Annotated in this window: 27 protein-coding genes; 1 reads left to right on the top strand and 26 read right to left on the bottom strand. The window is 35.7% G+C overall.

Translation table 11 applies throughout. The features are described 5' to 3' along the window. Positions 1–4: 4 nt before the first annotated feature. From DW761_RS19510 to DW761_RS19385, 26 genes are all read right to left on the bottom strand, one after another. Positions 5–571 carry a hypothetical protein gene (locus tag DW761_RS19510; protein WP_117519096.1) on the bottom strand — a complete coding sequence of 189 codons (567 nt, stop codon included), beginning with the start codon at positions 569–571 and terminating at the stop codon, positions 5–7. Positions 572–586: 15 nt separating this feature from the next. Continuing rightward, complete coding sequence (locus DW761_RS19505; protein ID WP_117453498.1) at positions 587–1,312, bottom strand: CpsD/CapB family tyrosine-protein kinase; 726 nt, start codon at positions 1,310–1,312, stop codon at positions 587–589. Between the two features lies 1 nt (position 1,313). Then, positions 1,314–2,105 carry a tyrosine-protein phosphatase gene (locus DW761_RS19500; protein WP_117453497.1) on the bottom strand — a complete coding sequence of 264 codons (792 nt, stop codon included), beginning with the start codon at positions 2,103–2,105 and terminating at the stop codon, positions 1,314–1,316. Positions 2,106–2,108: 3 nt separating this feature from the next. Further along, entirely contained in the window at positions 2,109–2,801 is a 693-nt protein-coding gene (locus DW761_RS19495; protein WP_117453496.1) for a YveK family protein, read from the bottom strand. Positions 2,802–2,917: 116 nt separating this feature from the next. After that, positions 2,918–3,442: an antiterminator LoaP gene (gene loaP, locus DW761_RS19490; RefSeq protein ID WP_117453495.1), complete on the bottom strand. Its 525-nt coding sequence runs from the start codon at positions 3,440–3,442 to the stop codon at positions 2,918–2,920. A gap of 4 nt (positions 3,443–3,446) precedes the next feature. Further along, positions 3,447–4,130, bottom strand: coding sequence for a sugar transferase (locus DW761_RS19485; protein WP_117519095.1), 684 nt, complete (start codon positions 4,128–4,130; stop codon positions 3,447–3,449). Positions 4,131–4,493: 363 nt separating this feature from the next. Continuing rightward, a complete protein-coding gene (locus tag DW761_RS19480; protein ID WP_117453242.1) occupies positions 4,494–6,356 on the bottom strand; it encodes an ABC transporter ATP-binding protein in 1,863 nt (620 codons plus the stop codon). Continuing rightward, complete coding sequence (locus DW761_RS19475) at positions 6,349–8,595, bottom strand: ABC transporter ATP-binding protein (protein ID WP_117519094.1); 2,247 nt, start codon at positions 8,593–8,595, stop codon at positions 6,349–6,351. The genes DW761_RS19480 and DW761_RS19475 overlap by 8 nt, the downstream gene beginning before the upstream one ends. After that, positions 8,592–9,056, bottom strand: coding sequence for a MarR family winged helix-turn-helix transcriptional regulator (locus DW761_RS19470; protein ID WP_117453240.1), 465 nt, complete (start codon positions 9,054–9,056; stop codon positions 8,592–8,594). The genes DW761_RS19475 and DW761_RS19470 overlap by 4 nt, the downstream gene beginning before the upstream one ends. Before the next feature lie 186 nt (positions 9,057–9,242). Continuing rightward, positions 9,243–10,508, bottom strand: coding sequence for a hypothetical protein (locus DW761_RS19465; protein ID WP_117453239.1), 1,266 nt, complete (start codon positions 10,506–10,508; stop codon positions 9,243–9,245). A gap of 95 nt (positions 10,509–10,603) precedes the next feature. Continuing rightward, complete coding sequence (locus tag DW761_RS19460; RefSeq protein ID WP_233509551.1) at positions 10,604–12,193, bottom strand: putative ABC exporter domain-containing protein; 1,590 nt, start codon at positions 12,191–12,193, stop codon at positions 10,604–10,606. Next, positions 12,171–12,863 (bottom strand): ABC transporter ATP-binding protein, encoded by a 693-nt coding sequence (locus DW761_RS19455; protein ID WP_117453237.1) that lies wholly within the window; start codon positions 12,861–12,863, stop codon positions 12,171–12,173. The genes DW761_RS19460 and DW761_RS19455 overlap by 23 nt, the downstream gene beginning before the upstream one ends. Next, positions 12,860–13,573 carry a DUF2812 domain-containing protein gene (locus DW761_RS19450; protein ID WP_117453236.1) on the bottom strand — a complete coding sequence of 238 codons (714 nt, stop codon included), beginning with the start codon at positions 13,571–13,573 and terminating at the stop codon, positions 12,860–12,862. Before DW761_RS19450 ends, DW761_RS19455 begins: the two co-directional genes overlap by 4 nt. Then, a complete protein-coding gene (locus DW761_RS19445) occupies positions 13,563–13,901 on the bottom strand; it encodes a PadR family transcriptional regulator (protein WP_117453235.1) in 339 nt (112 codons plus the stop codon). Before DW761_RS19445 ends, DW761_RS19450 begins: the two co-directional genes overlap by 11 nt. Positions 13,902–14,031: 130 nt before the next feature. Beyond that, the gene (gene epsC / locus DW761_RS19440; RefSeq protein ID WP_117519093.1) at positions 14,032–14,586 is read right to left on the bottom strand and encodes a serine O-acetyltransferase EpsC; all 555 of its coding nucleotides are present in this window, start codon (positions 14,584–14,586) and stop codon (positions 14,032–14,034) included. Position 14,587: 1 nt separating this feature from the next. After that, positions 14,588–15,466, bottom strand: coding sequence for a cysteine synthase A (gene cysK, locus DW761_RS19435; protein ID WP_117519092.1), 879 nt, complete (start codon positions 15,464–15,466; stop codon positions 14,588–14,590). A 286-nt stretch (positions 15,467–15,752) separates the two neighbouring features. After that, positions 15,753–16,442: a manganese catalase family protein gene (locus DW761_RS19430; protein WP_117519091.1), complete on the bottom strand. Its 690-nt coding sequence runs from the start codon at positions 16,440–16,442 to the stop codon at positions 15,753–15,755. 66 nt (positions 16,443–16,508) lie between these two features. Beyond that, positions 16,509–17,903 carry a glutamate synthase-related protein gene (locus DW761_RS19425; RefSeq protein WP_117519090.1) on the bottom strand — a complete coding sequence of 465 codons (1,395 nt, stop codon included), beginning with the start codon at positions 17,901–17,903 and terminating at the stop codon, positions 16,509–16,511. A 118-nt stretch (positions 17,904–18,021) separates the two neighbouring features. Beyond that, complete coding sequence (locus DW761_RS19420) at positions 18,022–19,587, bottom strand: AAA family ATPase (protein WP_117519089.1); 1,566 nt, start codon at positions 19,585–19,587, stop codon at positions 18,022–18,024. Positions 19,588–19,667: 80 nt separating this feature from the next. Then, positions 19,668–20,303, bottom strand: coding sequence for a lactate utilization protein (locus DW761_RS19415; RefSeq protein ID WP_117519088.1), 636 nt, complete (start codon positions 20,301–20,303; stop codon positions 19,668–19,670). Positions 20,304–20,306: 3 nt separating this feature from the next. Next, positions 20,307–20,813, bottom strand: coding sequence for a gamma carbonic anhydrase family protein (locus DW761_RS19410; RefSeq protein ID WP_117453229.1), 507 nt, complete (start codon positions 20,811–20,813; stop codon positions 20,307–20,309). A gap of 40 nt (positions 20,814–20,853) precedes the next feature. Next, complete coding sequence (locus tag DW761_RS19405) at positions 20,854–21,048, bottom strand: FeoB-associated Cys-rich membrane protein (RefSeq protein ID WP_233509553.1); 195 nt, start codon at positions 21,046–21,048, stop codon at positions 20,854–20,856. 40 nt (positions 21,049–21,088) lie between these two features. After that, positions 21,089–23,104, bottom strand: a complete 2,016-nt coding sequence (gene feoB / locus DW761_RS19400; RefSeq protein WP_117519087.1) for a ferrous iron transport protein B — start codon at positions 23,102–23,104, stop codon at positions 21,089–21,091. Next, positions 23,105–23,338, bottom strand: coding sequence for a FeoA family protein (locus tag DW761_RS19395; protein ID WP_117519086.1), 234 nt, complete (start codon positions 23,336–23,338; stop codon positions 23,105–23,107). It lies immediately after the preceding gene. Positions 23,339–23,470: 132 nt separating this feature from the next. Further along, positions 23,471–24,073 carry a DnaJ domain-containing protein gene (locus DW761_RS21785; RefSeq protein WP_117453225.1) on the bottom strand — a complete coding sequence of 201 codons (603 nt, stop codon included), beginning with the start codon at positions 24,071–24,073 and terminating at the stop codon, positions 23,471–23,473. After that, positions 24,060–24,923, bottom strand: coding sequence for a DUF5685 family protein (locus DW761_RS19385; protein WP_317286401.1), 864 nt, complete (start codon positions 24,921–24,923; stop codon positions 24,060–24,062). The genes DW761_RS21785 and DW761_RS19385 overlap by 14 nt, the downstream gene beginning before the upstream one ends. Before the next feature lie 169 nt (positions 24,924–25,092). On the opposite strand from DW761_RS19385, the gene DW761_RS19380 reads away from it, so the two are divergent. Next, positions 25,093–25,986 (top strand): haloacid dehalogenase-like hydrolase, encoded by an 894-nt coding sequence (locus tag DW761_RS19380; RefSeq protein ID WP_117519084.1) that lies wholly within the window; start codon positions 25,093–25,095, stop codon positions 25,984–25,986. Positions 25,987–26,150 lie beyond the last annotated feature (164 nt).

Raw genomic sequence — 26,150 nt, 5'->3', positions numbered from 1 at the left:
CCTCCTATTTCTTATCATCCTTGCTCCATGAATCTTTGACTTCTTTCACGATCTTGTAATATGTAGATCGTTTCATTCCCAATTGCGCTCGATAAGCATCGTGGCTTAATTCTTTTCTCATAATCCTTTTGATGTTTTCTTCAAAATCATCTGGTACTTTTATTCTTGGTCTGCCAAAACGACCTTCTCCTTTGTATTTCTTTTCTAGCGCCTTATCGATGCCTGCACGTTGAAGTTTTCTTGCTCTATTCTTTCTACTTACTTCAATGAAATCCATAAGTTGTAACATTACATCGACATCTAAGTCCTCATCATCGATTGTTAATAATTGAGCATGAATGTCTTTTAATGTTTGTAGCTTATCTTTTAGACTAACTTCTTCTGATGAGATACAATCAATAGATGGAACCAGTAACTTATCGTTATCTTTTAATTTTTTAACAAGATCATTCCATCTAATATCATCATTTTCTGTATCATCGATATAGATTTGATTTTCCTTCAAATTCAATGAATTTAAAACGTTCTCTTTTTCATTTTTATTTGGTAAGTATGCATAAAAATATTCCATTTTTATACACCTTCCTTATGACTCACTATTATAGTAATAACCATAATAGTGTTTTGCTTCTGCTTCTACTTTTGTAAGTACAGTTCCTAAGATATTTGCACCGTTTCTTTGTAGCTGTGTGATTGCTGCTTTCGCATCATTCTTATTAGTTTCTTTCGCTGAAACTACATAAATCGTTCCATCCGTTACTGTGCTTATTGGAATCGCATCTGCTACTGCATCTACTGGTGGACAATCAATTACGATAAAATCAAATCTTGTTCTTAGCTTTTCAATTAGGTGTTTGAATTTTTCACTAGAAAGTAGTTCTAATGGATTAGGCACTTTCATCCCGCTTGTTAGTAAATAAAGCTTTCCATCACTTGTGTTATCCTTGAACTTCTGGAAATATGTATCATCATTCACATCAAAGCTATCAAAATTCTTCATTAAGTTGCTTAATCCAACTTTATTTGAAACATTAAAAATCTTATGTTGTACTGGTTTTCTTAAATCACAGTCCATCAATAATACATTGTGATATTTCGCAATACTGACTGTCGCAAGATTACTCGCTACGGAGCTTTTTCCTTCTGCTGGATTTGTACTTGTTAGATTGACTACTTGAATATCTCCCTCAAATTGGGAATATTCAATATTCGTTCTTAACTGTCGATATACTTCTGAAAAATCAAACTGTGATTGTTTTACTGTTTTCTTCTTTTTCTTATCATGTCGCTTTGGCGCAAGTTTTCTTTCCATCCTATCTTCCTTTCTTTCTTAATCTATCGAAGATAGATTTTTTCTTTATGACTTCCATTTCTTCTAAATGTTCGTTGTTGATGATATGCATTGGATTTTCTTGTAATAAAAGAATGGCATTTGCTTTTCCATATTCTTTTTCTATAATTGCATAGATATCTGATAGCTTTGCGATTCGATGGCCTTTACTTCTATGAGTATCACTTGCTATCACATGTACCATACCTTCTTTTAAAATCTTTTCTGCATTCTTCCTACATACATCCCCATGTGTTCCTAAAAGACTTGTTCGATTGACTTGTATATAACAACCTAGTTCTATCCAAGACTGTACTCTGTCTAAATCAATCCCTTTAGGAAAGTAACGTTCCACATGTGCGATAATAGGTCGATATCCTCTGACTTTTAATTCATACAGATAATCTTCTGCATAATCGTTATGATCCATGTTTCGTCTAACATCAAACTCTACAAGTAAATATTTAGAATCAGCTAATGTGTTAAAAGCTTTAGAATCAATCATATCTAAATACTCATGGTTTAAAAATACCTCTGAACCACTATATATTTCGATATCATAAGTTTTTGCTAATTCTTTTAATTCATCAATACGATCATTGATGATATCGATATTGGATACATCGTGCGTTCCTGGCACAAAATGTGGTGTAGATATAATTGTTGTAATACCATCTTTTCTTGCCTGTTGTAATGCGATGATGGCATCCTCTTTTGAAGGCATTCCATCATCAATTTCCCATGCTAGATGATTATGTATATCTATAAACTCCATATCTTAATCCTCAAACCAAGGAATTTCTCCTAATACTGGTACACCTAAGAAGCTTTCTGCTTCTGCTTTTGTTTTCAAACGTTTATCAAATAGATATTGTAAGAACACATATCCACAAGACAATAATAATCCAGCCATAGAACCAACAGCTGTATTCATCTTTTTGCTTGGTGATACAGGTACATCATTGACTTTTGGTTGATCAGATATCGTCATATTCTTGATATCCAATTTTTCCTGCATTTCCTTAAAGAATATATCCACTGTTTTACTAACGATTGCCTGTGATTTTTTAGGATCATCTGTTGTTGCTTTTACATCTATAATTTCTGTTTCATTCACGTTTGTAATAGAAAGTGAATTTTTCACTTCTTCTACATTTTCAATATTCAATTCATCCGCAACTTTAGATAAGATCGTTTCACCTTGCATCAAAGAAACATAGTTATTCACCATCTTTGAATTTGAGTTTACCGCATTATAATCTGCATACCCTTGTTCGGTTACTTTTGGTATCAGATAGATTCTTGCGGAACTTGCATATTTCTTTGTCATAAAGAAATTGGTCACAAGAAATGCAATGACTGCACCTAATACTGTACAGATCACGATCATCTTGATATTCTTCTTCAAAAGCTTCATTAAAGCACTGATATCAATTTCTATTTCATCATTTGTTTTATTTATATCTTCCATACATTACTCCTAACTTGTAAAAAGGACACACTCCTCCCTTCCCCCACATAAAGTGTTGAACGGTTTAAGTATGTCCCTGTATATTCCATAATGTGCCCCTGGCAACTTTTACTTCTTTATTCAGTTCGTTTTATGATTTCTAGTGGTATCGTTACATTGATCTTCTTGTGTAACATCTCTGCCTCTAATACTGCTTTGCGTTTATGTCTGTCTATCTTACTGATATGACTTTCATAACCTTTCAATGGTCCTTCTGTTATGATCACATGGTCATTTTCTATAAATCCTACGGATTTCTTTAATGTATGTTTTTCATCCAACAGACCTTTTAGATATTGCTTTTCTTCTTCATATAATGCTGGTATTTCATCTTTATAATTTAATTCTTTTACGATGCCTTTTTTTCTTGTTTTGAGTTCTCTTAGTTTTGTTTGAAAGTCTTGATGTTTATCTTCACTTTCCACAAAGATATAACTTGGAAATAATGGTTTCTCTATGATACGGTCTACACTGTTCTTTCGTCTGATTAACTCTATCTTAGGATAGAAGGCATACCAGTTTTCTTCTTGATTCAAGAAGTCACACAGCTGTCGTTCCTTGCCACCCATAACAAACAATACATACCAGTTTGATTTAGACATAGTTTTATTTAGCCCCTTCTTTACGAATTACTGCACCTATTGTTTGAAATATGATTTTAATATCTAACCAAATAGAACAATGATCTACATAATATAATTCCATTGCGACTCTTTCTTCATAAGTCGTATTACTACGTCCATTTGCTTGCCAATAACCGGTTAATCCTGGTGTTACACTTAATAGTTTATCAACTTGATCTCCAAATTTTTCTAGTTCTTTTTGAACAACTGGTCTTGGTCCAACAACACTCATATTCCCTATAATAATATTTAATAATTGTGGCAACTCATCCAGACTTGTTTTTCTAAGAATTTTCCCTATTTTGGTTATTCTTGGATCATTTTCTAATTTGAAATTTTCTTCATACTCTTTTTTCTGTTCAGGAGTCAATTTTTTCAGTAATTCTTCAGCATTTGTTACCATTGTACGAAATTTATAAGTTGGCAATGGTTTTCCATTTTTTCCTACACGCATATGTTTAAAGAATACTGGCCCTTTTGAGTCTACCTTAATTGCTATCGCTATAATTAAAAATATTGGCGAAATTATAATAAATAGTGATAACGCACTTATGAAATCAAATATTCTTTTGATAAAAAAATAATCGTATCTACTTTTTATGTTCTCTTTTGTTTTAGTCATTTCCAAACAACCATCCTGTTCATATTGAACAGTTGAATCCTTCATTTTCTCCCTCCTCCTTAAATGCTACATGTAATTTGTCTTGAAATGTATAATTATTGAGATACATGAATTTTTATGATTTTATGTCTATAAATATGGGGAATTAGATAGAAAAAAGCACAAAAAAAGCCGATTTTCATCAGAAAACCGACTATATATTATCCTATACATTATGAAACATATAATTGTAGAGATACATCATATGACTCCCATGTAACGTTTATAATTCTACTACATTTATAGTCTTTTATCAATAAAAAAATTACATTTTTCTATTCATTTCTAGACCGATAAGATTTCCTTATAATGAAAGCGGTTAGATAATGAAGAGGCAAAGAAAAAAGCGCCAAAGCGCTTTTTGAGATATTATTCTTCTTCAAACTGAGAGTTATAAAGTTTCGTATAGAAACCATCTGCTTTCATCAATTCTTCATGATTTCCAGCTTCTACGATATCGCCATCCTTCATAACCAGAATCAAATCAGCATCACGAATGGTAGATAAACGGTGGGCAATCACAAAGCTTGTACGATTTTCCATCAGTTTTTCCATACCCTTCTGAATCAATACTTCTGTACGGGTATCAACGGAGGATGTTGCTTCATCCAGAATCAAAATCTTAGGATCTGCCAAGAATGCTCTGGCAATTGTTAATAACTGTTTTTGTCCCTGAGAGATATTACTGCTTTCTTCATTGATGACAGTATCATAGCCATGATCTAAGGTACGGATAAAGTGATCTACGTAAGCAGCATCAGCAGCTCTCATGACTTCTTCATCTGTGGCATCTAATCGACCATAACGAAGGTTTTCCATAATCGTTCCATTAAACAGCCATGCATCCTGAAGTACCATACCAAATAAGGCACGTAAGTCACTTCTTCGCATATCCGTTGTCTTAATGCCATCGATATAAATAGCACCGCTGTTTAGCTCATAGAAACGCATCAACAATTTGACAATGGTTGTTTTACCAGCACCAGTTGGTCCAACAATCGCAATCTTTTTACCTGGTTTGATATACATGGAGAAATCATTGATAATGATCTTATCATCTGTATAACCAAAGTGTACATTTTCAAATGTAACCTGTCCTTTGATTTGAGTATTGCCATTTTCATCAAATACTTCCACAGGGTTTTCTGTTTCAGGCAGCTGTTCTTCTTCCTCTAAGAACTCAAATACACGTTCTGCGGCTGCGGCAGTTGACTGCAACATATTCATAACCTGAGCAAGCTGTGAAATTGGCTGGTTAAAGCTTCTTACATACTGGATAAATGCCTGAATATCACCAATGGTAACAGAGCCTGCGGCTGCTAACCATCCACCTAACAAGCAGACACCAACATAACCAAGGTTTCCCACAAACTGTGTAATAGGCATCATCAATCCTGATAAGAACTGTGATTTCCATGCTGTTTCATATAAGTGATCATTGTGTTCATTGAATTCTTCAACAGAGCGTTCTTCTCCATTAAATGCTTTCATAACAATATGTCCACTATACATTTCTTCTACATGTCCATTGACATCACTTAAATACTGCTGCTGACGTTTGAAATATTTTTGTGAACGTTTTACAACCTGTGATACCATCAACAAGGATAATGGTACGATACACAAAGCCATTAATGTCATCTGCCAGCTGATGGTCAACATCATGATTGGATAACCAATGATAGAAACAACACTAGTAACAATTTGAGATAATGATTGACTCATAGACATCTGTAAGGTATCAACGTCATTTGTAATTCTTGACAATACATCACCATGAGAAGTAGAGTCAAAATATTTAAATGGCATACGATCGATTTTTTCAGAAATATCTTTACGTAGCTTATACGCCGTTTTCTGTGTAATCGTCGCCATCATGATACTCATGATATAACTTAGAATACCACTAATGATATACATACCAACCAGAATTAAAATGATTTTTAAGATATAATCAAAATCAATGGTACCTGTATTATACACAATACGCATAAATCCTTCAGCAAGTTCTGTTGTGGCTTTTCCTAAAATTTTAGGTCCTAAGATAGCTAAAATCTGACCAACTGCCGCAAACAATACCGCTAAAATAATCACTGGATAATATGGTTTCATGAAACGAATCAGTTTCTTCATCGTTCCGGAAAAGTCTTTAGCCTTTACAACTGGGCGGCCACCACCCATTGGTCCATGTCCTCGGCGGCCCATAGGACGTGTAGTAGTTTCTTTACTCATTTCCTAGTTCCTCCTTTGACAACTGACTATATGCAATTTCCTGATAAACTTCACAGCTTCTCATCAATTCATCGTGTGTACCAATACCTGCGACACGTCCCTTATCCAATACAACGATACGTTCGGCATGCATGATACTGGAAATACGCTGTGCAACAAGCAATACAGTTGCTTTTGTTTCTTTCGTTACTTGAGATAAAGCAGCACGCAGATTCGCATCTGTCTTAAAGTCTAAGGCACTAAAGGAATCATCAAAGATATAGATTTCTGGTTTCTTGACAAGTGCACGGGCAATGGATAGACGTTGTTTCTGTCCACCGGAAACATTGGTTCCTCCCTGTGCAATCGGTGAAGCATAGCCTTCTGGTTTACTTTCAATAAATTCAGTAGCCTGTGCTACATCACTGGCCATTTGCAAATCTTCTTGTGTTGCGTCCTGTTTTGCATATCGTAAGTTAGATTCGATATCACCTGAGAACAAGATACCTTTTTGTGGCACATATCCGATTTTATTACGTAATTCATGTTGTGTAACATCACGAATATCTACACCATCGATTAAGATTCTACCATTTGTAACATCAAAGAAACGTGGCACCAAATTGATAATCGTAGATTTACCACTACCGGTACTTCCGATAAAGGCCGTTGTTTCTCCTGGTTTTGCGGTAAAGCTGATATCATGGAGAACATCTTCTTCTGCACCCGGATATCTAAATGATACATTTTCAAAATCGATATATCCTTTTTGAGAATCATCAAAATGTTTAGGATTTTTTGGATCCTGAATCATATTCTTACAGCTTAATACATCATAAATACGATTTGCACTGACACTTGCACGTGGCAGCATGACAGCAATCATCGCAATCATTAAGAAGGCCATGATGATCTGCATACTATATTGGATAAATGCTAACATATCACCAATCTGAATATTGCCATCTGCAATCTGATGTCCACCAACCCATACGATCAATAAACTGGCACCATTCATGATAAACATCATGGCTGGCATCATAAAGGACATGGTACGGTTGATGAATAAGTTTGTTTTTAATACTTTTTGATTGACATCATCAAATTTCTTTTCTTCATATTTCTGTGTATTAAATGCACGAATAACCGGCATACCTTCCAAGAATTCTCTTGTGACACTGTTTGTCGCATCAATTAATTTCTGATTGATTTTGAATTTTGGCATTGCTAAACTCATCAATACACCAATCAAACTCAATAACAGAACTACACATAAAGCAATGATCCATGTCATACTTGCTTCTGTATTCATGACATGAATAATGGCACCGATTCCTATGATTGGCGCATAAGCTACCATTCTTAAGAACATGATGATGACCATCTGAATCTGCTGTACATCATTGGTTGTACGTGTGATTAATGATGAAGTAGAGAACTTATTGAATTCACTGCTAGAGAAACTTTCTACTTTCGCAAATACATCTTTACGTAATTTTCTTGCAAAACCTGCACCAATTCTGGAAGCAAATAAACCAACCAGAATAGCAGCAACTGCACTGCATAATGCGACCAATAACATCTTACCGCCAGCATATAAGATATAATTGCTTTGCATAGCATCTACATCCATACCGATTGCTTTATATTCAGCCTTTACCACACCGGATCCGGCAGCATTATAAGAAGTATCTCCCATCGCATTTAACTTTGTGCTAGTTTCATCTTCTAACTTTTGTAGTTCTTCTTTTGGCATCATCGGCAAGATCGTATAAATATCCACACCAGATTCCAACATCTGTTTCACCTGCTCTGGCATTTTTTCCATCATTTCACTTTTTGGATCTTTTACTGCCTCATCAATTCCATTGACTAACGTCATAGGAATGACCATGATTTTATTGATGTCTTGACGTGTATCTTCATCAATATCTTTTAACTGATATACATTTTCCTTTGCTAATGCTGGATAATCATCTTTCTCATCAGCACTCGCTTTATCACTTGTTAATAATGTATAATTTGATTCAAATAATTTCTGTTGTTTTTCATCCATAAAAATCTTCATTTTATTGTATTGACTTTCACGAATTACAGAAGGTACACCATCAATGATACCTCCCTTTTGAATCCCTGTATCAACGATATCTGACATTAAATCAGGTAACGCCAATTCACATTGTGCCTGTCCAAATAATAACGCCACAACAACAATCAATGACACGATAAATGGTTTTAAATACTTCACTAACTTTGTCATTTGCAGGCTCCTTTCTTTTTCGTTTCTTTTTTCTGCTTAGAAAACTCCACCGCTTTTTCCATGATACGAAGGAAATTTTCCGCATCCTCTTCGCCCAGTGCTTCAATGAATTCATAAAGTGATTCCGTCATGTGCTTTTCACAGCCCTTCATGACTTCCTTGGCCTGATCGCTCACTTTGATATACACACTTCTTCTATCATTTTCTAATACCACACGTTCTACCCAGCCTTTTTTCTCATAGCCTTTAATAAATTGAGAAACAGCTGCAGGGGTTACCTGAAGATAAGCGGAGATATCACTCATCTTTACCAGATCACCTTTGTTGATAGAAAGAATGGCATCTAACATCATGATATCTTTGTGTCGGATTCTTGGATGATCATCTAATCCTGCTGCATTTTCTTTACGAAATGCATAAAACAAATGTGTCAATCTTCGTACTACTTCCATTTCATCCATTGTATCACCTCACGAAATTAGTTAAGTTGCTTAACAATTAACTGCCTTAACTATTATATGCATTCTCGCCCATTAGTCAACAGTTATTTTTCACTTCACACAAATTTCACAAAAAATGTAATTACACAAGAGTATTCTTACTTGTATTCATACAAACATCAAAAAAAAGATACTCATATGAGCATCTTAGTCTTCTTGGGTACGAATCTGATCAATCATCAATAAAAACTTTCTGGCTTTCTCTACAAAATACATGCCATTGCCATGTGCAATCACATATTCAAACTGTGTTTTTGCTTCCCAGATATCTTCTTCCACAAAAGCGATCAGTCCTAGATAATAACGAAAATCTACTTTCTGAAACTCCATATTGGTTGTCTGCAATACCTGTTGATAGAAAGTTCTTGCTTTATCAAAGTCTTTATTCATCAGGTTCAGTTTGTTTTCAATACTTTGTAAATATTGTTGTTTGATCATAGCTAATGGTGAATTTACACCACGTACATTCAATTTTTCACATTCATCATAATGACGCTGTACTTCACTTGCATCACCTAACTGATAGTTTGCATACGCCATAATAGAATGATATGCCATCATAAGATTCACATTGTTGCGTTTTGTACATGTTAACACATCAATTGCTAAATGAGGATCATTCATATAAATCATGCATTGTGATAAATATTGTCCCAAAGGGAAATTCTTTTTCGCATGCATCCGTTTAGCTAACGCAAAGATAGCACTCGCACAGGCTTCTGGATTACATTGTTCATATAATAACGAAATAATCGGCTGTACATTTTCGTTTTTCTTTTTGATTACATAAAACAGTATAATAATATACACAAATAACACTGCCATCATGATACCATAACTATCTACATATAAGCTTAAAATCAAAGCCAATACACCAAGTGCATATAAACATGTGATAGAAATATTTGTGATAAATAAGCGTTTTGCTAATCCTTCATATTCATCTAAATAAGTATGATGTAAACGATAAACACGTTCAATTTCACTTACAGAGGTTACCTGATTCTTTTCAAATTGTTTGTGTTTGCCACGATTTGGTGTTGTTAAAATTCCATAAATACATACAATGATTGCCGGAATCAAACCAATTACACCAATTGCCATAGCGATATCTACGACTGGATTGATAAAAATCATTGCTAAGAACAGCACCAATGGATTAAAGCGCTGCATCAGATAATAGATCAATAAGAATGTATTGACCATTCCACCACCACACAGCATACTCATTATATAGATCATGGTATCACTTTTCATTGTCGCAATCATTTCCGCATCTGTAAAGCCCTGTTCACTCATTTGGGCCAATACATCAACAATCATTGTTTTTGATATATCATGAAATACAAACAAACCTACTACCATTCCTATTAAAACCGCGATTAAATGCCTTTTACATTGATATTTCCACATAAATTTACTACCTTCCTAACTACGTTACATACTATACCACAATCACGTTAAAAGAAAAAGGGGAAACCTTGTTTTCACTTGATTTCCCACATGTTTTACTCACTTTTCAATTCTCGCCCATTCATCATGCCTTTACAGAAATATAGAATAGCGAAGGATACGACAAAGTTCATTGCCAGATTTACGATTGTTACAATATTCATCATATTCAAGGTAAGTACGCCACTTGTTAAAACCATAGGCAAAATAACTAAAACACTTGGCACACTGCATAATAACACGATTAACATACGCAGCATATTTTCTACCATCGCATTACTGCGGGACTTTAAGATACGTAAACTTAAAACGGTTGCACTTATGAATACAAATGCATATCCACAAATCATAATCAGATATTGTAAGATGGAAAATACATCCATTTGATAGATTAAACCGGTTCCTGTAATACAGATGATCAAGATGATCCATAGTTTATAAAGGGTCGTAGATATCGTATACCATAGTTTTTTAAGTGGTGAATCCGGAATCAGATAGATTTGATAATTGTTCATATCACGCATAAAGTCACTATTTTGGATGGTAGAAAACAACCAGAATACAAGCATATAACAGAAGAAGAAAAAGCCCATATCCAAAATAATTGTAATTAACAGATAAACTGCCAGAATAACAATATCTGATATACGAATGAAATCATTGGTTTTTCGCATAATCAACAGATTTTTAGAATAGATAGCTTTCGCACCTTCTTTAAAATCCGCCTTAACTCCTTTGACTTTTTTATCATTCATACTATTACGTTTACCAGCTTTTATATCTTTATACATAGCAGTAAATTCTTCTGCATCAAGCATTGCCTGTTCCACAAAATCACCCTGATATCTTGTCATACAGATAAAGATAATGATACATGCGACAACAACAAGTGCAACACCCAAAATAAGCATGAGCATATCCCCGCTTACATAAGATACCAGTGCAAGTTTGGCCCATCCAAACATGGGGATGAAATAAAATAAATCACTTTGTAAGAATGCAAATCCTGCTTCTTTCATATGGAAATCATACTGAAATGCTTCTATCATAAATACTGCTAGGATTATAATTACAAACATTGCCACAATTAATCTTCCAACATTTTTCAGCTTTTCATTTTGCATCGCCAACAAATAGATATAATCTTTCATAACCACAAAGAAGAAGGTCACAAGCGATAATAATACAAATGTCAACAATAGGAAAGGAATAGTGAAGCCAACACCTCCACCAAAGAATACCAACATCAAAACAGAGATTGCCCCAAACATACATGAGGATAAGATAGAGCCACTCATTAGAAAGCTCATGATCTGGCTTCGTTTAAAAGGTCCAGTAAACATATAGAAAGAATCGTTTTCAAAGAATAATGCACTTCGTTTCTGCATCAGTACAGAGCCAACCATCAAGGCATTGAAACCTATCGCAATCATAATCGCCATTTGAATGTTTGCGATATTGACCATACTCATTGCCATATCCGGATGCAAGAGAATCATGACAAAACCACCAATATAAATCAACAACAACAAGGTCGTCAGAATCGCACTGCCTGGTTTGGAATAAACATTACGAATCTGTCCTTTTAATTTTAGTAAATATAATAACACAAGTGATTTCATACTATTCACCATCAGTACTTTCAAAGAACATCTCTTTCAAACTTTCCTCGCCTAATCCCTCACGTGATACATGACGAACGATTTTGCCTTTATTCATGATATAAGCAACATCCCATATATCATCAATGACATCTATGATATGGGTAGAAATCAGGATAGATACACCTTCTTCTTTTAATTTTGTGAATAAGTGAAGGGTTTCTTCAATACTGGCAGGATCTAAGCCAACCATTGGTTCATCCACCAATAATGCTTTAGGTGATATGATCAACGCCAACAACATACTGACTTTCTGTTTCATCCCTTTACTTAATTCTTTTACGATCTTCTTACGTTTTTCTTCTAAATGAAACATGCTGATATAATGATCCGCAAGTTCTTTATAATTTTTACAGCGATATGCTTTTCCAATAAATTCTACATGTTCATCAATCGTTAACAAGTCGTATAACACTGGTGCTTCAGGAATATATCCAAAGCTTTTCTTTGCTTCTAGGGTATCATTGTCATATCCACAGATTTTGATTTTCCCTTCATATTTCAATAGATTGGTAATACTTTTGATCGTCGTACTTTTTCCTGCCCCATTTGGTCCCAACAGAATGGTGATTTTACCATCCTCTGCACATAAATCAATATCATCAACTGCTTTAAAACTTCCATAACATTTTGTTAAATGAGATACTTCAATCATCTTTTCTTTCCTCTACTTTCTTTTCCATCCCGATAAATGCGATATGTTGTTAATGCATACATGCCACCAAATATCGTAAAACAAATACCGATAAGTCTACTTAGTTTACGAATCACGCTCCATGCATCTGGCATAATTTCTGATATCAAAATCAACAATGCTCCTACCACCAGGACTTTTACAGCCTGTGTAAAGGTGAGATAAAAAATCCATCGTTTATGTTGAAGTCTTAGATAAGAGCCTGCCAGTAAAACACCTCCCCCTCCCATGCATCCACCACCAATTCCTGCAAACACATTTGGTAACATCATTTTTATAGAGCCGATAAAAAGAATGATACCAATTAGGGTAATGATGAGAGAAACATAAAATACGGTTTTAAATTGTTCACTTCTTGTTTCTGAATTGCTGTGTAAAGCTACAGTTCCATTTTTTGCACAAAAGAAGTGAAGGGTATTATCTTTGCATGGAATCATTTCCCACCCGGCTTCTTCAAAGATTCGTAAATAATCCTCTTGTTCTTCTTTTTTCACTTTCTGCATATCATAACTGAATATCAAATCTTGTGGCTCCTCTTTATATAAGACGTAACATATTCCTTTGAATTCTTTGAAGATCCATCCATCAAGTGCATATTGATGCAGCATTTCCATATCTTCCTGATCAGCGAATGCCAAGCCACTACATATAATATATTTCTTATTCTTCATAGCCTGCCTCCCTTAATACTCTTGCGCCTTCTTCCACCATATGTTTTCTGCGTTTAAATTCACGTATTAAAACATTTCTTCCTTCTTCGCTGATTTGATAGACCTTTGTACGATCACTGTCAAGTGATGTTAACGTGATCCAATCTGCCTTGCTTAATTTTTTCAATAGTGTATACAGCGTACCTGGTCCCATACTTACTTCTCCATTTGTCAATTCTTCTATGAATTTCATAATGGCATATCCATGTCGTTCTTCTAATAAAGAAAGAAGAATATAATACATAGGATCTGTCAACTGTTCACTTTCCAGTGCGTTATTTTTTGACATGTTTTTTCCTCCAAACAAATATATCCATTCATGATGTATCCATTAATGATATATCTATTATGGATATAGTTTACAATAGATAATTTCGATTGTCAAGCATATAAAAAAAACAGGTGAAAATTTTCACCTGTCATTCTATGATGCCATCACATACACATGCGTGTTTACAACGTTTATCTTTTGCGGCTAGACCAATAAAGGTTGTGCCTTCTGGCACATCTGTAATCACAACTGCATTTGCGCCAATTTTAGCGTTATCACCAATATAGATATTACCCAGACATTTTGCGCCTGCACCAATCATCACATTGTTTCCAACTGTTGGATGACGTTTGGCATGCTGCTTGCCCGTTCCACCAAGTGTTACACCATGATATATCTGGCAATCATCACCGATTTCTGCTGTTTCTCCGATTACAACACCCATGCCATGATCAATCAACAATCCTCGTCCGATCTTTGCGCCTGGATGAATTTCAATGCCTGTCCAAAATCTTGCGATATTTGAATTCAGGCGGGCTAGAAAAAACATATGATGCCGATAAAGAAAATGAGAAACACGATGAAATGCCAGCGCCTTGATATGTGGATACAACAATATGACTTCCAGCTTGCTGTGGGCAGCGGGATCATTCGCCAAGGAACGATTCAGATTATGGTTAATATCTTTCAATACGCGAAACATATTAAAACTCCAATACGGACAAGTATTTCTCTCCGCCATCTGGTGCTATGGTAACAATTGTTTTATCTGGATAATATTTTGCAAGGCGTTTTGCCAGAGCAATATTGGCTCCTGAACTGATACCTACCAAAATACCTGTTGTTTTCGCAAATGCGACGGTTTCTGCCAAGGCATCTTCATCTGAAATCATCATGACATCATCACATACATGCTCATCAAAATTCTTTGGGATGAAATTTGCGCCAATCCCCTGAATCTTGTGTGGTCCGGCTTCATGTCCACTGATTAGTGCACTGCTTTTTGGTTCTCCGGCTACACAACGAATATTTGGATTGGTTTCCTTTAAACGACGTGAGATACCGCTGAATGTTCCTCCTGTTCCCACACATGCGACAAAGATATCAACATCAGGTACCTGTGCAAGAATTTCTTTTCCTGTTGTTTCATAATGAATCTGTGGATTATAGGGATTATCAAATTGTGATAATGCTACATAATTAGGATGTGCATCCATCAGCTCTTTCATTTTATAAATAGAACCCTGCATACCTAATGCCCCTTGTGTTAAAATCAGCTCTGCGCCATACGCTTTGATCATCTGACGACGTTCTTCAGACATTGTTTCCGGCATAAGAATGATGGTTGGTATATGATATACTGCACCAAGCATTGCTAAAGCAATTCCTGTATTGCCAGAAGTTGCCTCGATCAATACACTGTCTTCTTTGATTTCACCTGTTTCGATAGCATGTTGAAGCATTCCCATGACAGCGCGATCTTTGATACTTCCACCTGCATTGAATTTTTCAAGCTTCACATAAATATTTGTATCTTCCATATGATACACAGGTGTATTTCCAATAAGTTTTAAAGTTTCCATGTTTGTTTCCTCCTATTATTGTACGTGGTCTTTTTTGCATGATAAAAAAATGTGTCAGCGACAACATCGTCCACGTAAAAGGACAGTTTCACATTTAAAACCCGCTACTTTTATTTGATACACGTTTTTCATTTTCGCATCCATCCTTCCTACTCAATAATAGTATATGCATGGCAATTCTCTCCATGTGCTTTCTATTATGCCACAAAAAAAGAAAAAAGAAAACAATTATGCTTTCTTTTTTTCTGAAACAAAATGAAAGAAGTAATATTTCTACTCATTTTACTTATTTTTTCTTTTTTGTTGTCTTTTTCTTACGATCGATCTTCACAGCTTCAGGATCTGGGTCTTCAAAATAACGGCCAGGTTTTGATAAATCAAAATACAAACGACTGTCTTCACTCATACCAAAGTTCTTATTGCTGCCATCATCACTGATTTTATTTAAAGCCTCACAGAATAATGCATTATGTGCTTCTTCACGTTCTAATAAAAACATAATGGTTTCTCTTACATATTTATCTTCGATTTGATGATATAAATATTCGTACACAACTTTGGCACGCTGTTCACTGGCGATATCCGCCAATAAGTCCGCTGCTAAATCACCTGTAACTGTTACATAATCAGCAGTCCATGGATTTCCACTGGAATTGACCAAGGCTGGATTCAATCCAAATGTTACCATGGTTTCGATTTCACCAACACCGACTTTCTTATAGTCAACATCACCGCCATTTAACAGATTAATAGTTTCCGCAACCATTTCCATATGGCTTAATTCTTCTGTCCCAATATCCAAAAATAAATCTTTGAATACAGGATCGTTTGCACGAAAACTCTGAGAAAGGTATTGCATAGCTGCTTTGACTTCACCATTACAGCCACCTAACTGTTCCTGCATCAAAACAGCATACTGTGGATTGGGTTTTTCTACTTTTACTTCACGCATTAATTTTTTATCATGTTGAAACATCGTTATCACCTCATCCATAGTATGGGTAATGGAAAAAGGCTTTATGCATGAAACTTTATGATTTTTCTAACAATGTTTGATACCGGTATAATGCGCAATTTCTTCACTCGTTGTACACAGGTCTTCTTTACTTAATTTATGAACATCATCATAGCCACATACTCTGGCAAAAGATTTCAATTCTTCACATAATACATGCAGATAGTTTCCAAGGCGTTGTGCCCCTTTTTCTATATTGAAACGTTTACGCAATTCTTCATCCTGCGTCGCAATGCCCATAGGACATTTTCCATTTTGACAGATACGATACTGTTGACAACCAATTGCCATCATTGCAGCACTGGCAATCGCAATGGCGTCTGCTCCCATAGCAAGTGCTTTGATCATATCACCGCTGTTTCTAAAGCCACCTGTCATCACCAACTGCTGTTTCATATCATGTGCATCCATATAGGCTCTTGCACGGGCTAAAGCATACATCGTTGGTACAGTTGTATTATCTTTTAAATATTTTGGAGAAGCTCCTGTTGCACCGCCTCGACCATCAATCGTGATAAAATCAGGATTGGCATAGTGGATCCATTCCAGATCTTCTTCGATTCTTCCTGCCGCAATTTTGATACCGATTGGTCTGCCATCACTGCGTGTTCTCAACATTTCTACCATCGCCTTTAAATCATCTTTACTTTTAATTTCCTCAAAACGACTTGGTGATATCACATCTTCTCCTAGAGGTTTATTACGAATGACCGCAATTTCTTTTGTGACTTTTTCTCCAGGCAAATGTCCACCCATTCCAGGTTTACTGCCTTGTCCGATTTTTATTTCAATTGCATCCGCATTTTTTAGATTTTCATCTGTGACACTGTATTTATTAGGGACATATTCAAAGATAAAGCGATAGCTTGCCTGTTGTTCTTCTTTCAAAATACCGCCTTCACCACTACACTGGGCGGTTTTTGCCATTGCACTACCCATGGCAAGTGCTATTTTTGCTTCTTTTGATAATGCCCCAAAAGACATATGGGATACATATACTGGATGTTCTAATACCATTGGCTTTTGTGCAGAAGCTCCTATGATCGTCGTTGTGCTTACTTCTGCTTTATCTGGTAATGGTGGATGCGCTAGTTGTCCTCCCAGCAATAAAATATCTTTAAAATCAGGTACAGCTAAACGTGTACGCATTGCTTCGATTCGACTATGGGCACCAATTGCCATTTCATGAATCAACTGCATCTGTGTTTCCAATGGATCATCATGTCTTGCATATTGCATATCTACCTGTAAATCAGATACGTTTTCTTTTACCTCAGACTTTGCTTCCTCCTGTTGTTTAAAACAGGTTTTTGGCGCAGTACAAAGTGGACAGCACCAGTCATCTGCCAATGCACTCCATTTTGTTTGTTCATTTTCTTCATCGTATACATAACCACATATTTCACATACATATGTTGCCATAAAAGCCACCTCCTGCTTGTTAGCGCTATCATTACTGTTATGGTAACACATTTTACAAAGAAAAGATACAAAAAGACGGTTTCCCGCCTTTCTTATATCATGCCATCTTACTGGTTTTTCATCTATTTTGATATTTTTCAATTATGCAGCTATGTTTCTTTGTATCTTTATCATAGTTGATATCTACCAACAACAAATTATCTAAATACTTTTCTAAGCCAAAGAAATATTTCTTTTCTTTTATTTGTTTGATTGCAGTATCAGCATCTTTATCATACTTCAATTCAATAATCATCGCCGGCTTATCATATCGTGGAATAAATATGACATCCGCAAATCCTTTTCCACTTGGAAATTCTCTCACCATTATATAATCATTTCGGGCCATAATATAGGCTAAATAAATCGTATATGCCAACGCGTTCTCATCGTTGTATTGTAAAATACTTGTTTCTAAATGAGCCTTTTCTATATACTCTGCGACAAGATTAATATTACATGTATAAGTAGCCTCCAACAAATCTATAGAGTTTTTTAATGATTCACTTACTGATCCCCAATGACTTTCTTCTATTGAATTCACAAAAGAATCTACAACTTCATTGTTCGGTATATATACTTTTCGTGCTTCTTTATCATATCCTAAATAACCTAAGTGAACTAACAACGTAAATACATCATCTTTGGATTTAAATGTCGTCATATCATTTTGAAATTTACCTGGATTTACAGTTACTCGTTCTTTTGCCAATAATTTAATGATGTCATCCTTTAAACCATCAAAATTCATATCAATATATACTTTTAATGATTCATATGTTTCTGTAGATGTCCAATAATTTGAATATTCTTGATTTAATAATGAAGATACTACAGACTTTGGAGATAATATAGATATATCTTTCTTTAAGTGATATCCATCATACCAAGCTTTCATTTCTTCAAAATTCATTTGATATTTCTGACATAGTTTTTGTACTTCATCTTCAGTAAAACCCATAAATTTACCAAGAGATTGTGGATCTAGCATAGATATTTCATCAAACATATTTAAAGCACTATGTGTTCCATATTTTTTAATCGGCAAAATACCCGTCATATAGGCAAGCGATACATACTTCTGATCTCTTAACAAATCTCTTAAAAAATCAAGATATACTTCTTGAGCTTCCTTGTTTGCAGAATACTCCCTAAATATACAATCCCATTCATCTATAATAAAGATGAATTGTTGATTTTTAAACATATAAATATCATTAAGACAAAGCGCTAAATCAGATTCATCAAAAAACGAAATATCCGAATATACCATTTTTAGTTCTCTTAAAATTAGCCTTGTAAGTAAATCAATCATCTCATCTATATTTTTTCGTTTACTTAAAAATTTTTGAATATTTAAATTAATAACATTATATTGGTTTAAATTTTTTTCATACGATTTACTTTTTGAAATTTTCAAATCGTGAAAAAGCAAGTCAGATGAACACCCTTTTGAATAATATGCCACTAACATATTCGCATCTGTGGATTTTCCAAATCTTCTTGGTCTTGATACACATATAAAACGGTTTGCTTTATTTAATCTTGAATTTGTATATTCAATTAATAATGATTTATCTACATAAATATCTTCATTATAAGACATATAGAAGTTTTCGTTATCTGGATTCAAATAGATACCCATAAATCACACCTCGCTTTCTTTTCTTATTGTACCACATTATTCCACAAGCATAAGTCCTGTATTTTTTTGCTAAACAGCGATTAGTAGCCTGCTTCTTCTTCCATGATAATGACACGGATTCGATCATACATATCATGATCGATTTTTACGTAAAAGTTACAGATACGATCTTTACTTTCACAATCCTGACAGCTTCCTAGTTTTACACATGGAGTTTGGCGATGCAATCTGACACAATTGGCTGGTGCCGCTACTTCCTGAATACGTTTTTTGGCTTGTTTTTCATTTTTCACAAGCTTGTTACTGCCAACGATCACAATGACCTGATTAGGGCCATAAATCATTGCTGCTACACGATTTCCATGTCCATCCACATTAATCAATGCTCCATCCATAGTAACAGCATTGCTGCTGCAGATAAAGGTATCCGCATCAAAAGCCGCATGTGCTTCTTTCTCGCTTTCCTCTTTACTTAATGGTTCATTATGTGAAATATAGGCTACATCCCTGCTCTTCAAAAGCTGGGACAACCCAATTTCACTAATCGTCATACTGCCACCATCACTTACTTTTTCTTTATCTTTGATCATAGAAGAAGCCAGAGCACAGGCTTCTTGCTTGTCTTTTACAAGATAAGTCTTAATATGATGTGCCTCTAACGCTTTTTTTGCCTGTTCCATATGCAGACGTACGATTGTTTTTACATTTTCATCCATTTGTTACATCTCCTTATATTCTTTCCCTAATGCAATATAATGCTGTGCATTTTCTATGATATCCGCAATCTGTGCATCACTTACCTGTTTGATCACCTTGCAGGGACAGCCAACAGCAAGACTATTTTCTGGTATTACCTGGTTTTCTTTCACAAGTGCACCTGCTGCAATGATCGCATGTTTGCCTATTTTAGCGCCATTTAAAATAATTGCCCCCATGCCAATCAATACCTCATCATCGATCGTACAGCCATGTAATATCGCATTATGTCCAACAGTTACATTTTTTCCAATCATCAGTTGATGATCAGGGTCTGTATGTAAGGTACAATTATCCTGAATATTACTGCCTTCTTTGATATGGATATGATCCTTATCTCCTCGTATAACACTATGAAACCAGATGGACACATCCTTTTCCAATGTCACATCGCCAATGATTGTCGCATTTTCACTCAGATAACAGCTTTCATGGATATCTGGTGTATGTGTACGATATGTTTTTATCATAGAAATCACCTCGCTACAAGTATAACATAAAAAAGCCAGATTACTCTGACTTTTCTTCACTCTCTGGATGATCTTTTTTATATTCTGAATAAAGATTAGAGAAACTGCCACAACTAGAACAATCTGCGTGACACCCACTACATCCATTTGATTTTTTAGGTCTTGTCACATAGAAAATAATCACTAATAATGCCAGTATGACAAGTATAACTGCAATATCTACCAGATTCATCATAACACCTCTCTAACAGGATATGAACCATTGTTTATAATGTTCAAAAAAACAAAGAGCCAATCTGAAATACCAATAGAGCAACAATATATGCGACACCTGTTTGGAAAGCAACAGTGGCAAACGCCTGTTTTAATGAACCAAGTTCACGTTTTGTGGCCGCAAAGGCTGCCACACATGGCATATATAATACCGTAAAACATAAGAATGCGAAAGAAGAAAGTGGTGTAAAGATACTTTGTAAAGCTGCATTTAAGCCGGCATCACTTGTTGTATTGGTTAAAACTGATAAAGTAGATACCACACTTTCTTTTGCGGTGATTCCAGTCACAAGGGCTGTGCTTGCGCGCCAATCTTCAAAGCCAAGTGGCGCAAAGATATGAGAAATCCATGTACCGATACTTGCCAGAATACTCTGTGATGAATCAGACACAAAATCAAAGGCAAAGTTGAAGCTTTGTAAGAACCAGATGATGATGCTTGCGACAAAGATAATCGTGAAGGCTTTCCTTAAAAAATCCTTTGCTTTCTCCCACATATGCAATACCACACTTTTACCTGCGGGAATACGATATGCTGGCAATTCCATCACAAATGGAACACTTTCACCTTTAAATATCGTGCTCTTTAATAAGATAGCAGATAAAATCGCCACAATGATTCCAATGATATAGACACTAATCAAAATCAATGCGGTATGATGTGGAAAGAAGGCCGCTGTAATCATACCATAGATGGGAAGCTTGGCACTGCATGACATAAATGGTGTTACAATAATCGTCATTTTACGATCACGCTCACTGGATAAAGTGCGTGCAGACATAATGGCAGGCACACTACAGCCAAACCCGATCAGCATCGGCACAAAACTTTTCCCGCTTAATCCGATTTTTCTTAACATCTTGTCCATGACAAAGGCAACACGTGCCATATAGCCACTGTCCTCTAATAATGAAAGAAAGAAAAACAGCGTGACAATGACTGGTAAGAAAGATAATACACTGCCAACTCCGTTACAAATACCATCAATGATCAACGCACGTAGCCATTCAGATACATGAATAGATATCAATAAATTACTTAACGCATCTGTTGCCATTGCGATTAAATTTTCCATAAGTCCTTGTAAAGTTCCACCAATCGGTCCAAAGGTCAGATAGAATATACAAAGCATGATAATGATAAAAATAGGAATTCCTAAATATTTATGGGTCAGCCAGCGATCGATTTTTTCACTACGAATCTGGGCAGTAGAGTCATGATGCTTAATGACACAATCTTCTACCAGTTCTTCAATATAACTATATCGCATATCCGCAAGTGCTGCTTCCCGATCGGTACCCAATGCATCTTCCATACTTTTTACAATTTTTTCTATAATATCCAAATCATCCTGATGCAGATGAAGTGCCTGTTGCATCGGCGCATCTCCTTCTACTAATTTCGTAGCCGCAAAACGGGTTGGATACCCTGCACGGTTGGCATGATCCTCTATAATATGGGCGATGGAATGAATGGCACGGTGAACTTCACCTTTACAAAAATCCAGATGTACTGCCTGTTCATGATCTTTTATTTCTTTTTTCATGACACGAATCAACTCATCAATACCTTCATTCTTACTGGCACTGATGGGCACAACCGGTATAGATAAATGCTGGCTCAGCTTTTCTACATCAATGCTGTTGCCACTTTCAATGACTTCATCCATCATATTTAATGCGATTACCATTGGTGTATTTAATTCCATCAATTGAAGAGATAAATACAGATTACGTTCAATATTTGTCGCATCCACGATGTTCACAATCAGTGCTGGATGATCTTTTAATATAAAATCACGTGTCACAACTTCTTCGCTTGTATATGGTGATAAAGAATAAATGCCTGGAAGATCCACAAGACTTGCTTCTTTAAATTTCTTAATGGCTCCCATTTTCTTTTCTACTGTGACCCCGGGAAAGTTTCCAACATGTTGATTGCTGCCCGTCAATGCATTAAACAATGTTGTCTTTCCACAATTTTGATTACCTGCAAGTGCAATTACTACATCTTTCATTTACGCTTCCCTGCTTTCTACTTCGATTTTACTGGCATCGTCTAATCGGATGGTTAATACATATCCACGTAAACTTAATTCCATGGGATCCCCCATAGGAGCTACCTTATTCACAAAAACACTGGTCTTTGGTGTCAATCCCATATCCAATAATCTTCGACGCAGCGCCCCTTCTCCGCCAACTTTTATGATCATTCCACCATGCCCAGGCTTAATTTTATCTAATGTTGTCATCTTCTATCAACTTCCTTCTAAATGTTATCCTAAACTAATTTATTCATATATATCATACTCAAATTACATATAATGTCAATCTTTTCACAAAAATAAAACTCTTTTCCATTCAAGAAAAAGAGTTTATACATATTAAATACAACAACAAAGTGGTCCTCCACAGCCTCCACAGCACATCTGAAGCAGCAATAAATCACAACATAAATTACTGCCGCTGGCACCAAATGGTGACTGCATATTGCGATATTGTGTACGTGAATTTGACAATTGTGCATATAATTGACGATATTGCTGGTTAGATGGATCCATTTCACAGGCTTTCTGCGCTGCATCCAATGCCGCAATCTGATTGCCCATACCATAATTAGCGATTGCATAAAAATAATACCAGGAAGCATCACGTTCACTCATGGATTGTAAAATCTGATATGCCTGGGCATAAGCACCCATGTTCAAGTATGAAATTATGGTCTGATATTTCTGAGATGCAGAACCTCCATAAGAACCATATCCTCCACCATATCCATTGGTATTTTCCCAGAAATTAGAAGTATCTCCACGTTTTCTAGCCTCCATGATCTGATCATATGCATTCTGTATCTGTTTAAATTTTTCTTCTGCGCCTGGCTCTTTATTTACATCTGGATGATATTTTTTCGCCATTTGGCGATATGCTTTTTTTATTTCATCATCACTTGCATTTCTATCTACACCTAATATCTTATATGGATCCATCTTCTTCACCTAATCTTTTCTTTCTAATCATTTCATATTTTGTCCAGATACCGGAATATATAATATTTCTTAAAATATCCTGATATTCTAATATCGGTAATTTTTCATATTCGATTGCAGCTTCCGCAACCATCGTTTCTAATATCAGTTTGCTACGATCCTCAAAATAAGTTTCACCGAAATCTTTTTTCAAAGGATTATATTGATTATGCGCGATATCATCTTCAACATCATCATACGCATCCAAAAGATAAATAAATCTTCCCAAATAATCTCCCATACGATAAAGCCCATGCTGCCATTCATCATTTTGATAACTGAGAATTTCTCCCATGACTTTTCCAAACAGCGCAGACATACGATCAATATCCATCTCATTCTGTTGTTCTTTTTGTGTCAGCTCTTTCATCGTATCCTCAATAGCATCTAATTTTTCTGGATAACGTGCCTTAACTTGTCGATAAGCTTTTGCCAGCAGCTTTTCATATGCCAGGCGGGTAATTTTTTTGTCATCGTTCCAGTCATCTTCACACTTCATATATGTAAGAAGAATCGTCATATCCGCTGCATATTCAATACAGGGATTGCTTCTGATCATCCGTTTTGTGGTAGGATGAAATCCACATCGAAACACTTTCTTACGTTCATTTGGTTCATATAAAGCACTTAACAGTATTGCGACAAAAGTCATATCAAAGTTCAGTGTCGTCTGCGCAATCCTGCCATATCGCTCATGCAGACATTGGCATAATCCACAATAAAAAGACTGATATACATCCATGTCTTTGATTTTCATTTCCGGCTTATTGACAACAACGTATCCAAACATGACAAAAACCCCTTTCGCCATACACCTGTCATATAGTTTATACTTATCGAAAGAAAAATTCAAGTTTTACAAAACAAATAACATAAAAGCACACAATTTCTTCCTATCAATGGGAAATAGCTTACATCCGTATTCACAATAAAATCTGTTATGATGTATACATAAATATATAGGAAAGGATCAAGATAAAATGAAACGATTATTAAGTTGTCAGCCAAGTGAAGTGCTGAAGATGAATGGACAGGAGTTAAAAGCTGCCATCGCGGCAAGTGAAGGAAGAACAATTTTAACTGAAACAGTGAGCACGGTACAGCCAATGCTAGGTTCTATTTCCAACGCTGAACTAGCTGCTGCCTTTGGCTCTGATATGATATTGTTGAATGGATTTGATGTATTCCATCCAACCCTGTATGGTATCCCGGAAAGTGAAGATCCAATCATGACATTGCGTGAATTATCAGGAAGACCTATTGGTGTAAACCTGGAACCTGTGGATGTTGATGCTGAAATGATGGAAACTCGTATTGAAATCTGTAAAGGAAGAACGGCATGTAAAGAAACTTTTGAAATGGCTGAAAAGCTTGGATTTGGCTTTATCTGTTTGACAGGCAACCCTGGAACAGGTGTTACCAATGCCAAAATTGCAGAAGCAATCAAGGAAGCAAAACAATATTTCAGTGGATTGATTATCGCAGGCAAAATGCACGCTGCCGGTGTTGATGAACCAGTCATTGATTTAAACAGCATTGAAACATTTGTGAATGCAGGTGCTGATGTTATTTTAATGCCAGCCTGTGGTACAGTACCTGGTCTGCAGGAATCTATGATTCATGAAGCCTGTGAATGTATTCATGCACATGGGGCTCTAGCAATGACAGCTATTGGTACCTCTCAGGAAACCAGTGATCTTGCGACTATTCGTGAATTTGCATTATCTGGTAAACGTGCTGGTGTTGATATCCAGCATATTGGAGATGCTGGCTGGGGTGGGATTGCCTTGCCTGAAAATATCATGGAAATGTCCATTGTTTTGCGTGGTAAACGTCATACATATTTCAAAATGGCGCAATCTGCAAAACGCTAAGTATTTCATGATATTAGAAAGTGAATTTACACATTGACTTTTTATGCATGAATGCATATAATATAAGTGCACACAGTTTTCTGCATAGCGAAAGGGATGAAGCTGCTACTTCATCCCTTTCTTTTTGTAGGTGGTGTCTGAAATTTATGCCTGTCCACGAAATT

This window comes from Absiella sp. AM29-15, assembly GCF_003434225.1.
Lineage (GTDB): Bacteria > Bacillota_I > Bacilli_A > Erysipelotrichales > Erysipelotrichaceae > Hoskinsella > Hoskinsella hominis.
The sequence above is the reverse complement of the archived record's forward strand: the minus strand, read 5'-3'. Positions and strand labels throughout refer to the sequence as shown.

Bases quoted from the DNA above. Each gene is read 5' to 3' on its own strand.
- DW761_RS19510 (WP_117519096.1), bottom strand. From the start codon at position 571: ATGGAATATTTTTATGCATACTTACCAAATAAAAATGAAAAAGAGAAC.
- DW761_RS19505 (WP_117453498.1), bottom strand. From the start codon at position 1,312: ATGGAAAGAAAACTTGCGCCAAAGCGACATGATAAGAAAAAGAAGAAA.
- DW761_RS19500 (WP_117453497.1), bottom strand. From the start codon at position 2,105: ATGGAGTTTATAGATATACATAATCATCTAGCATGGGAAATTGATGAT.
- DW761_RS19495 (WP_117453496.1), bottom strand. From the start codon at position 2,801: ATGGAAGATATAAATAAAACAAATGATGAAATAGAAATTGATATCAGT.
- loaP (WP_117453495.1), bottom strand. From the start codon at position 3,442: ATGTCTAAATCAAACTGGTATGTATTGTTTGTTATGGGTGGCAAGGAA.
- DW761_RS19485 (WP_117519095.1), bottom strand. From the start codon at position 4,130: ATGAAGGATTCAACTGTTCAATATGAACAGGATGGTTGTTTGGAAATG.
- DW761_RS19480 (WP_117453242.1), bottom strand. From the start codon at position 6,356: ATGAGTAAAGAAACTACTACACGTCCTATGGGCCGCCGAGGACATGGA.
- DW761_RS19475 (WP_117519094.1), bottom strand. From the start codon at position 8,595: ATGACAAAGTTAGTGAAGTATTTAAAACCATTTATCGTGTCATTGATT.
- DW761_RS19470 (WP_117453240.1), bottom strand. From the start codon at position 9,056: ATGGATGAAATGGAAGTAGTACGAAGATTGACACATTTGTTTTATGCA.
- DW761_RS19465 (WP_117453239.1), bottom strand. From the start codon at position 10,508: ATGTGGAAATATCAATGTAAAAGGCATTTAATCGCGGTTTTAATAGGA.
- DW761_RS19455 (WP_117453237.1), bottom strand. From the start codon at position 12,863: ATGATTGAAGTATCTCATTTAACAAAATGTTATGGAAGTTTTAAAGCA.
- DW761_RS19450 (WP_117453236.1), bottom strand. From the start codon at position 13,573: ATGAAGAATAAGAAATATATTATATGTAGTGGCTTGGCATTCGCTGAT.
- DW761_RS19445 (WP_117453235.1), bottom strand. From the start codon at position 13,901: ATGTCAAAAAATAACGCACTGGAAAGTGAACAGTTGACAGATCCTATG.
- epsC (WP_117519093.1), bottom strand. From the start codon at position 14,586: ATGTTTCGCGTATTGAAAGATATTAACCATAATCTGAATCGTTCCTTG.
- cysK (WP_117519092.1), bottom strand. From the start codon at position 15,466: ATGGAAACTTTAAAACTTATTGGAAATACACCTGTGTATCATATGGAA.
- DW761_RS19430 (WP_117519091.1), bottom strand. From the start codon at position 16,442: ATGTTTCAACATGATAAAAAATTAATGCGTGAAGTAAAAGTAGAAAAA.
- DW761_RS19425 (WP_117519090.1), bottom strand. From the start codon at position 17,903: ATGGCAACATATGTATGTGAAATATGTGGTTATGTATACGATGAAGAA.
- DW761_RS19420 (WP_117519089.1), bottom strand. From the start codon at position 19,587: ATGGGTATCTATTTGAATCCAGATAACGAAAACTTCTATATGTCTTAT.
- DW761_RS19415 (WP_117519088.1), bottom strand. From the start codon at position 20,303: ATGGATGAAAATGTAAAAACAATCGTACGTCTGCATATGGAACAGGCA.
- DW761_RS19410 (WP_117453229.1), bottom strand. From the start codon at position 20,813: ATGATAAAAACATATCGTACACATACACCAGATATCCATGAAAGCTGT.
- DW761_RS19405 (WP_233509553.1), bottom strand. From the start codon at position 21,048: ATGATGAATCTGGTAGATATTGCAGTTATACTTGTCATACTGGCATTA.
- feoB (WP_117519087.1), bottom strand. From the start codon at position 23,104: ATGAAAGATGTAGTAATTGCACTTGCAGGTAATCAAAATTGTGGAAAG.
- DW761_RS19395 (WP_117519086.1), bottom strand. From the start codon at position 23,338: ATGACAACATTAGATAAAATTAAGCCTGGGCATGGTGGAATGATCATA.
- DW761_RS21785 (WP_117453225.1), bottom strand. From the start codon at position 24,073: ATGGATCCATATAAGATATTAGGTGTAGATAGAAATGCAAGTGATGAT.
- DW761_RS19385 (WP_317286401.1), bottom strand. From the start codon at position 24,923: ATGGCGAAAGGGGTTTTTGTCATGTTTGGATACGTTGTTGTCAATAAG.
- DW761_RS19380 (WP_117519084.1), top strand. From the start codon at position 25,093: ATGAAACGATTATTAAGTTGTCAGCCAAGTGAAGTGCTGAAGATGAAT.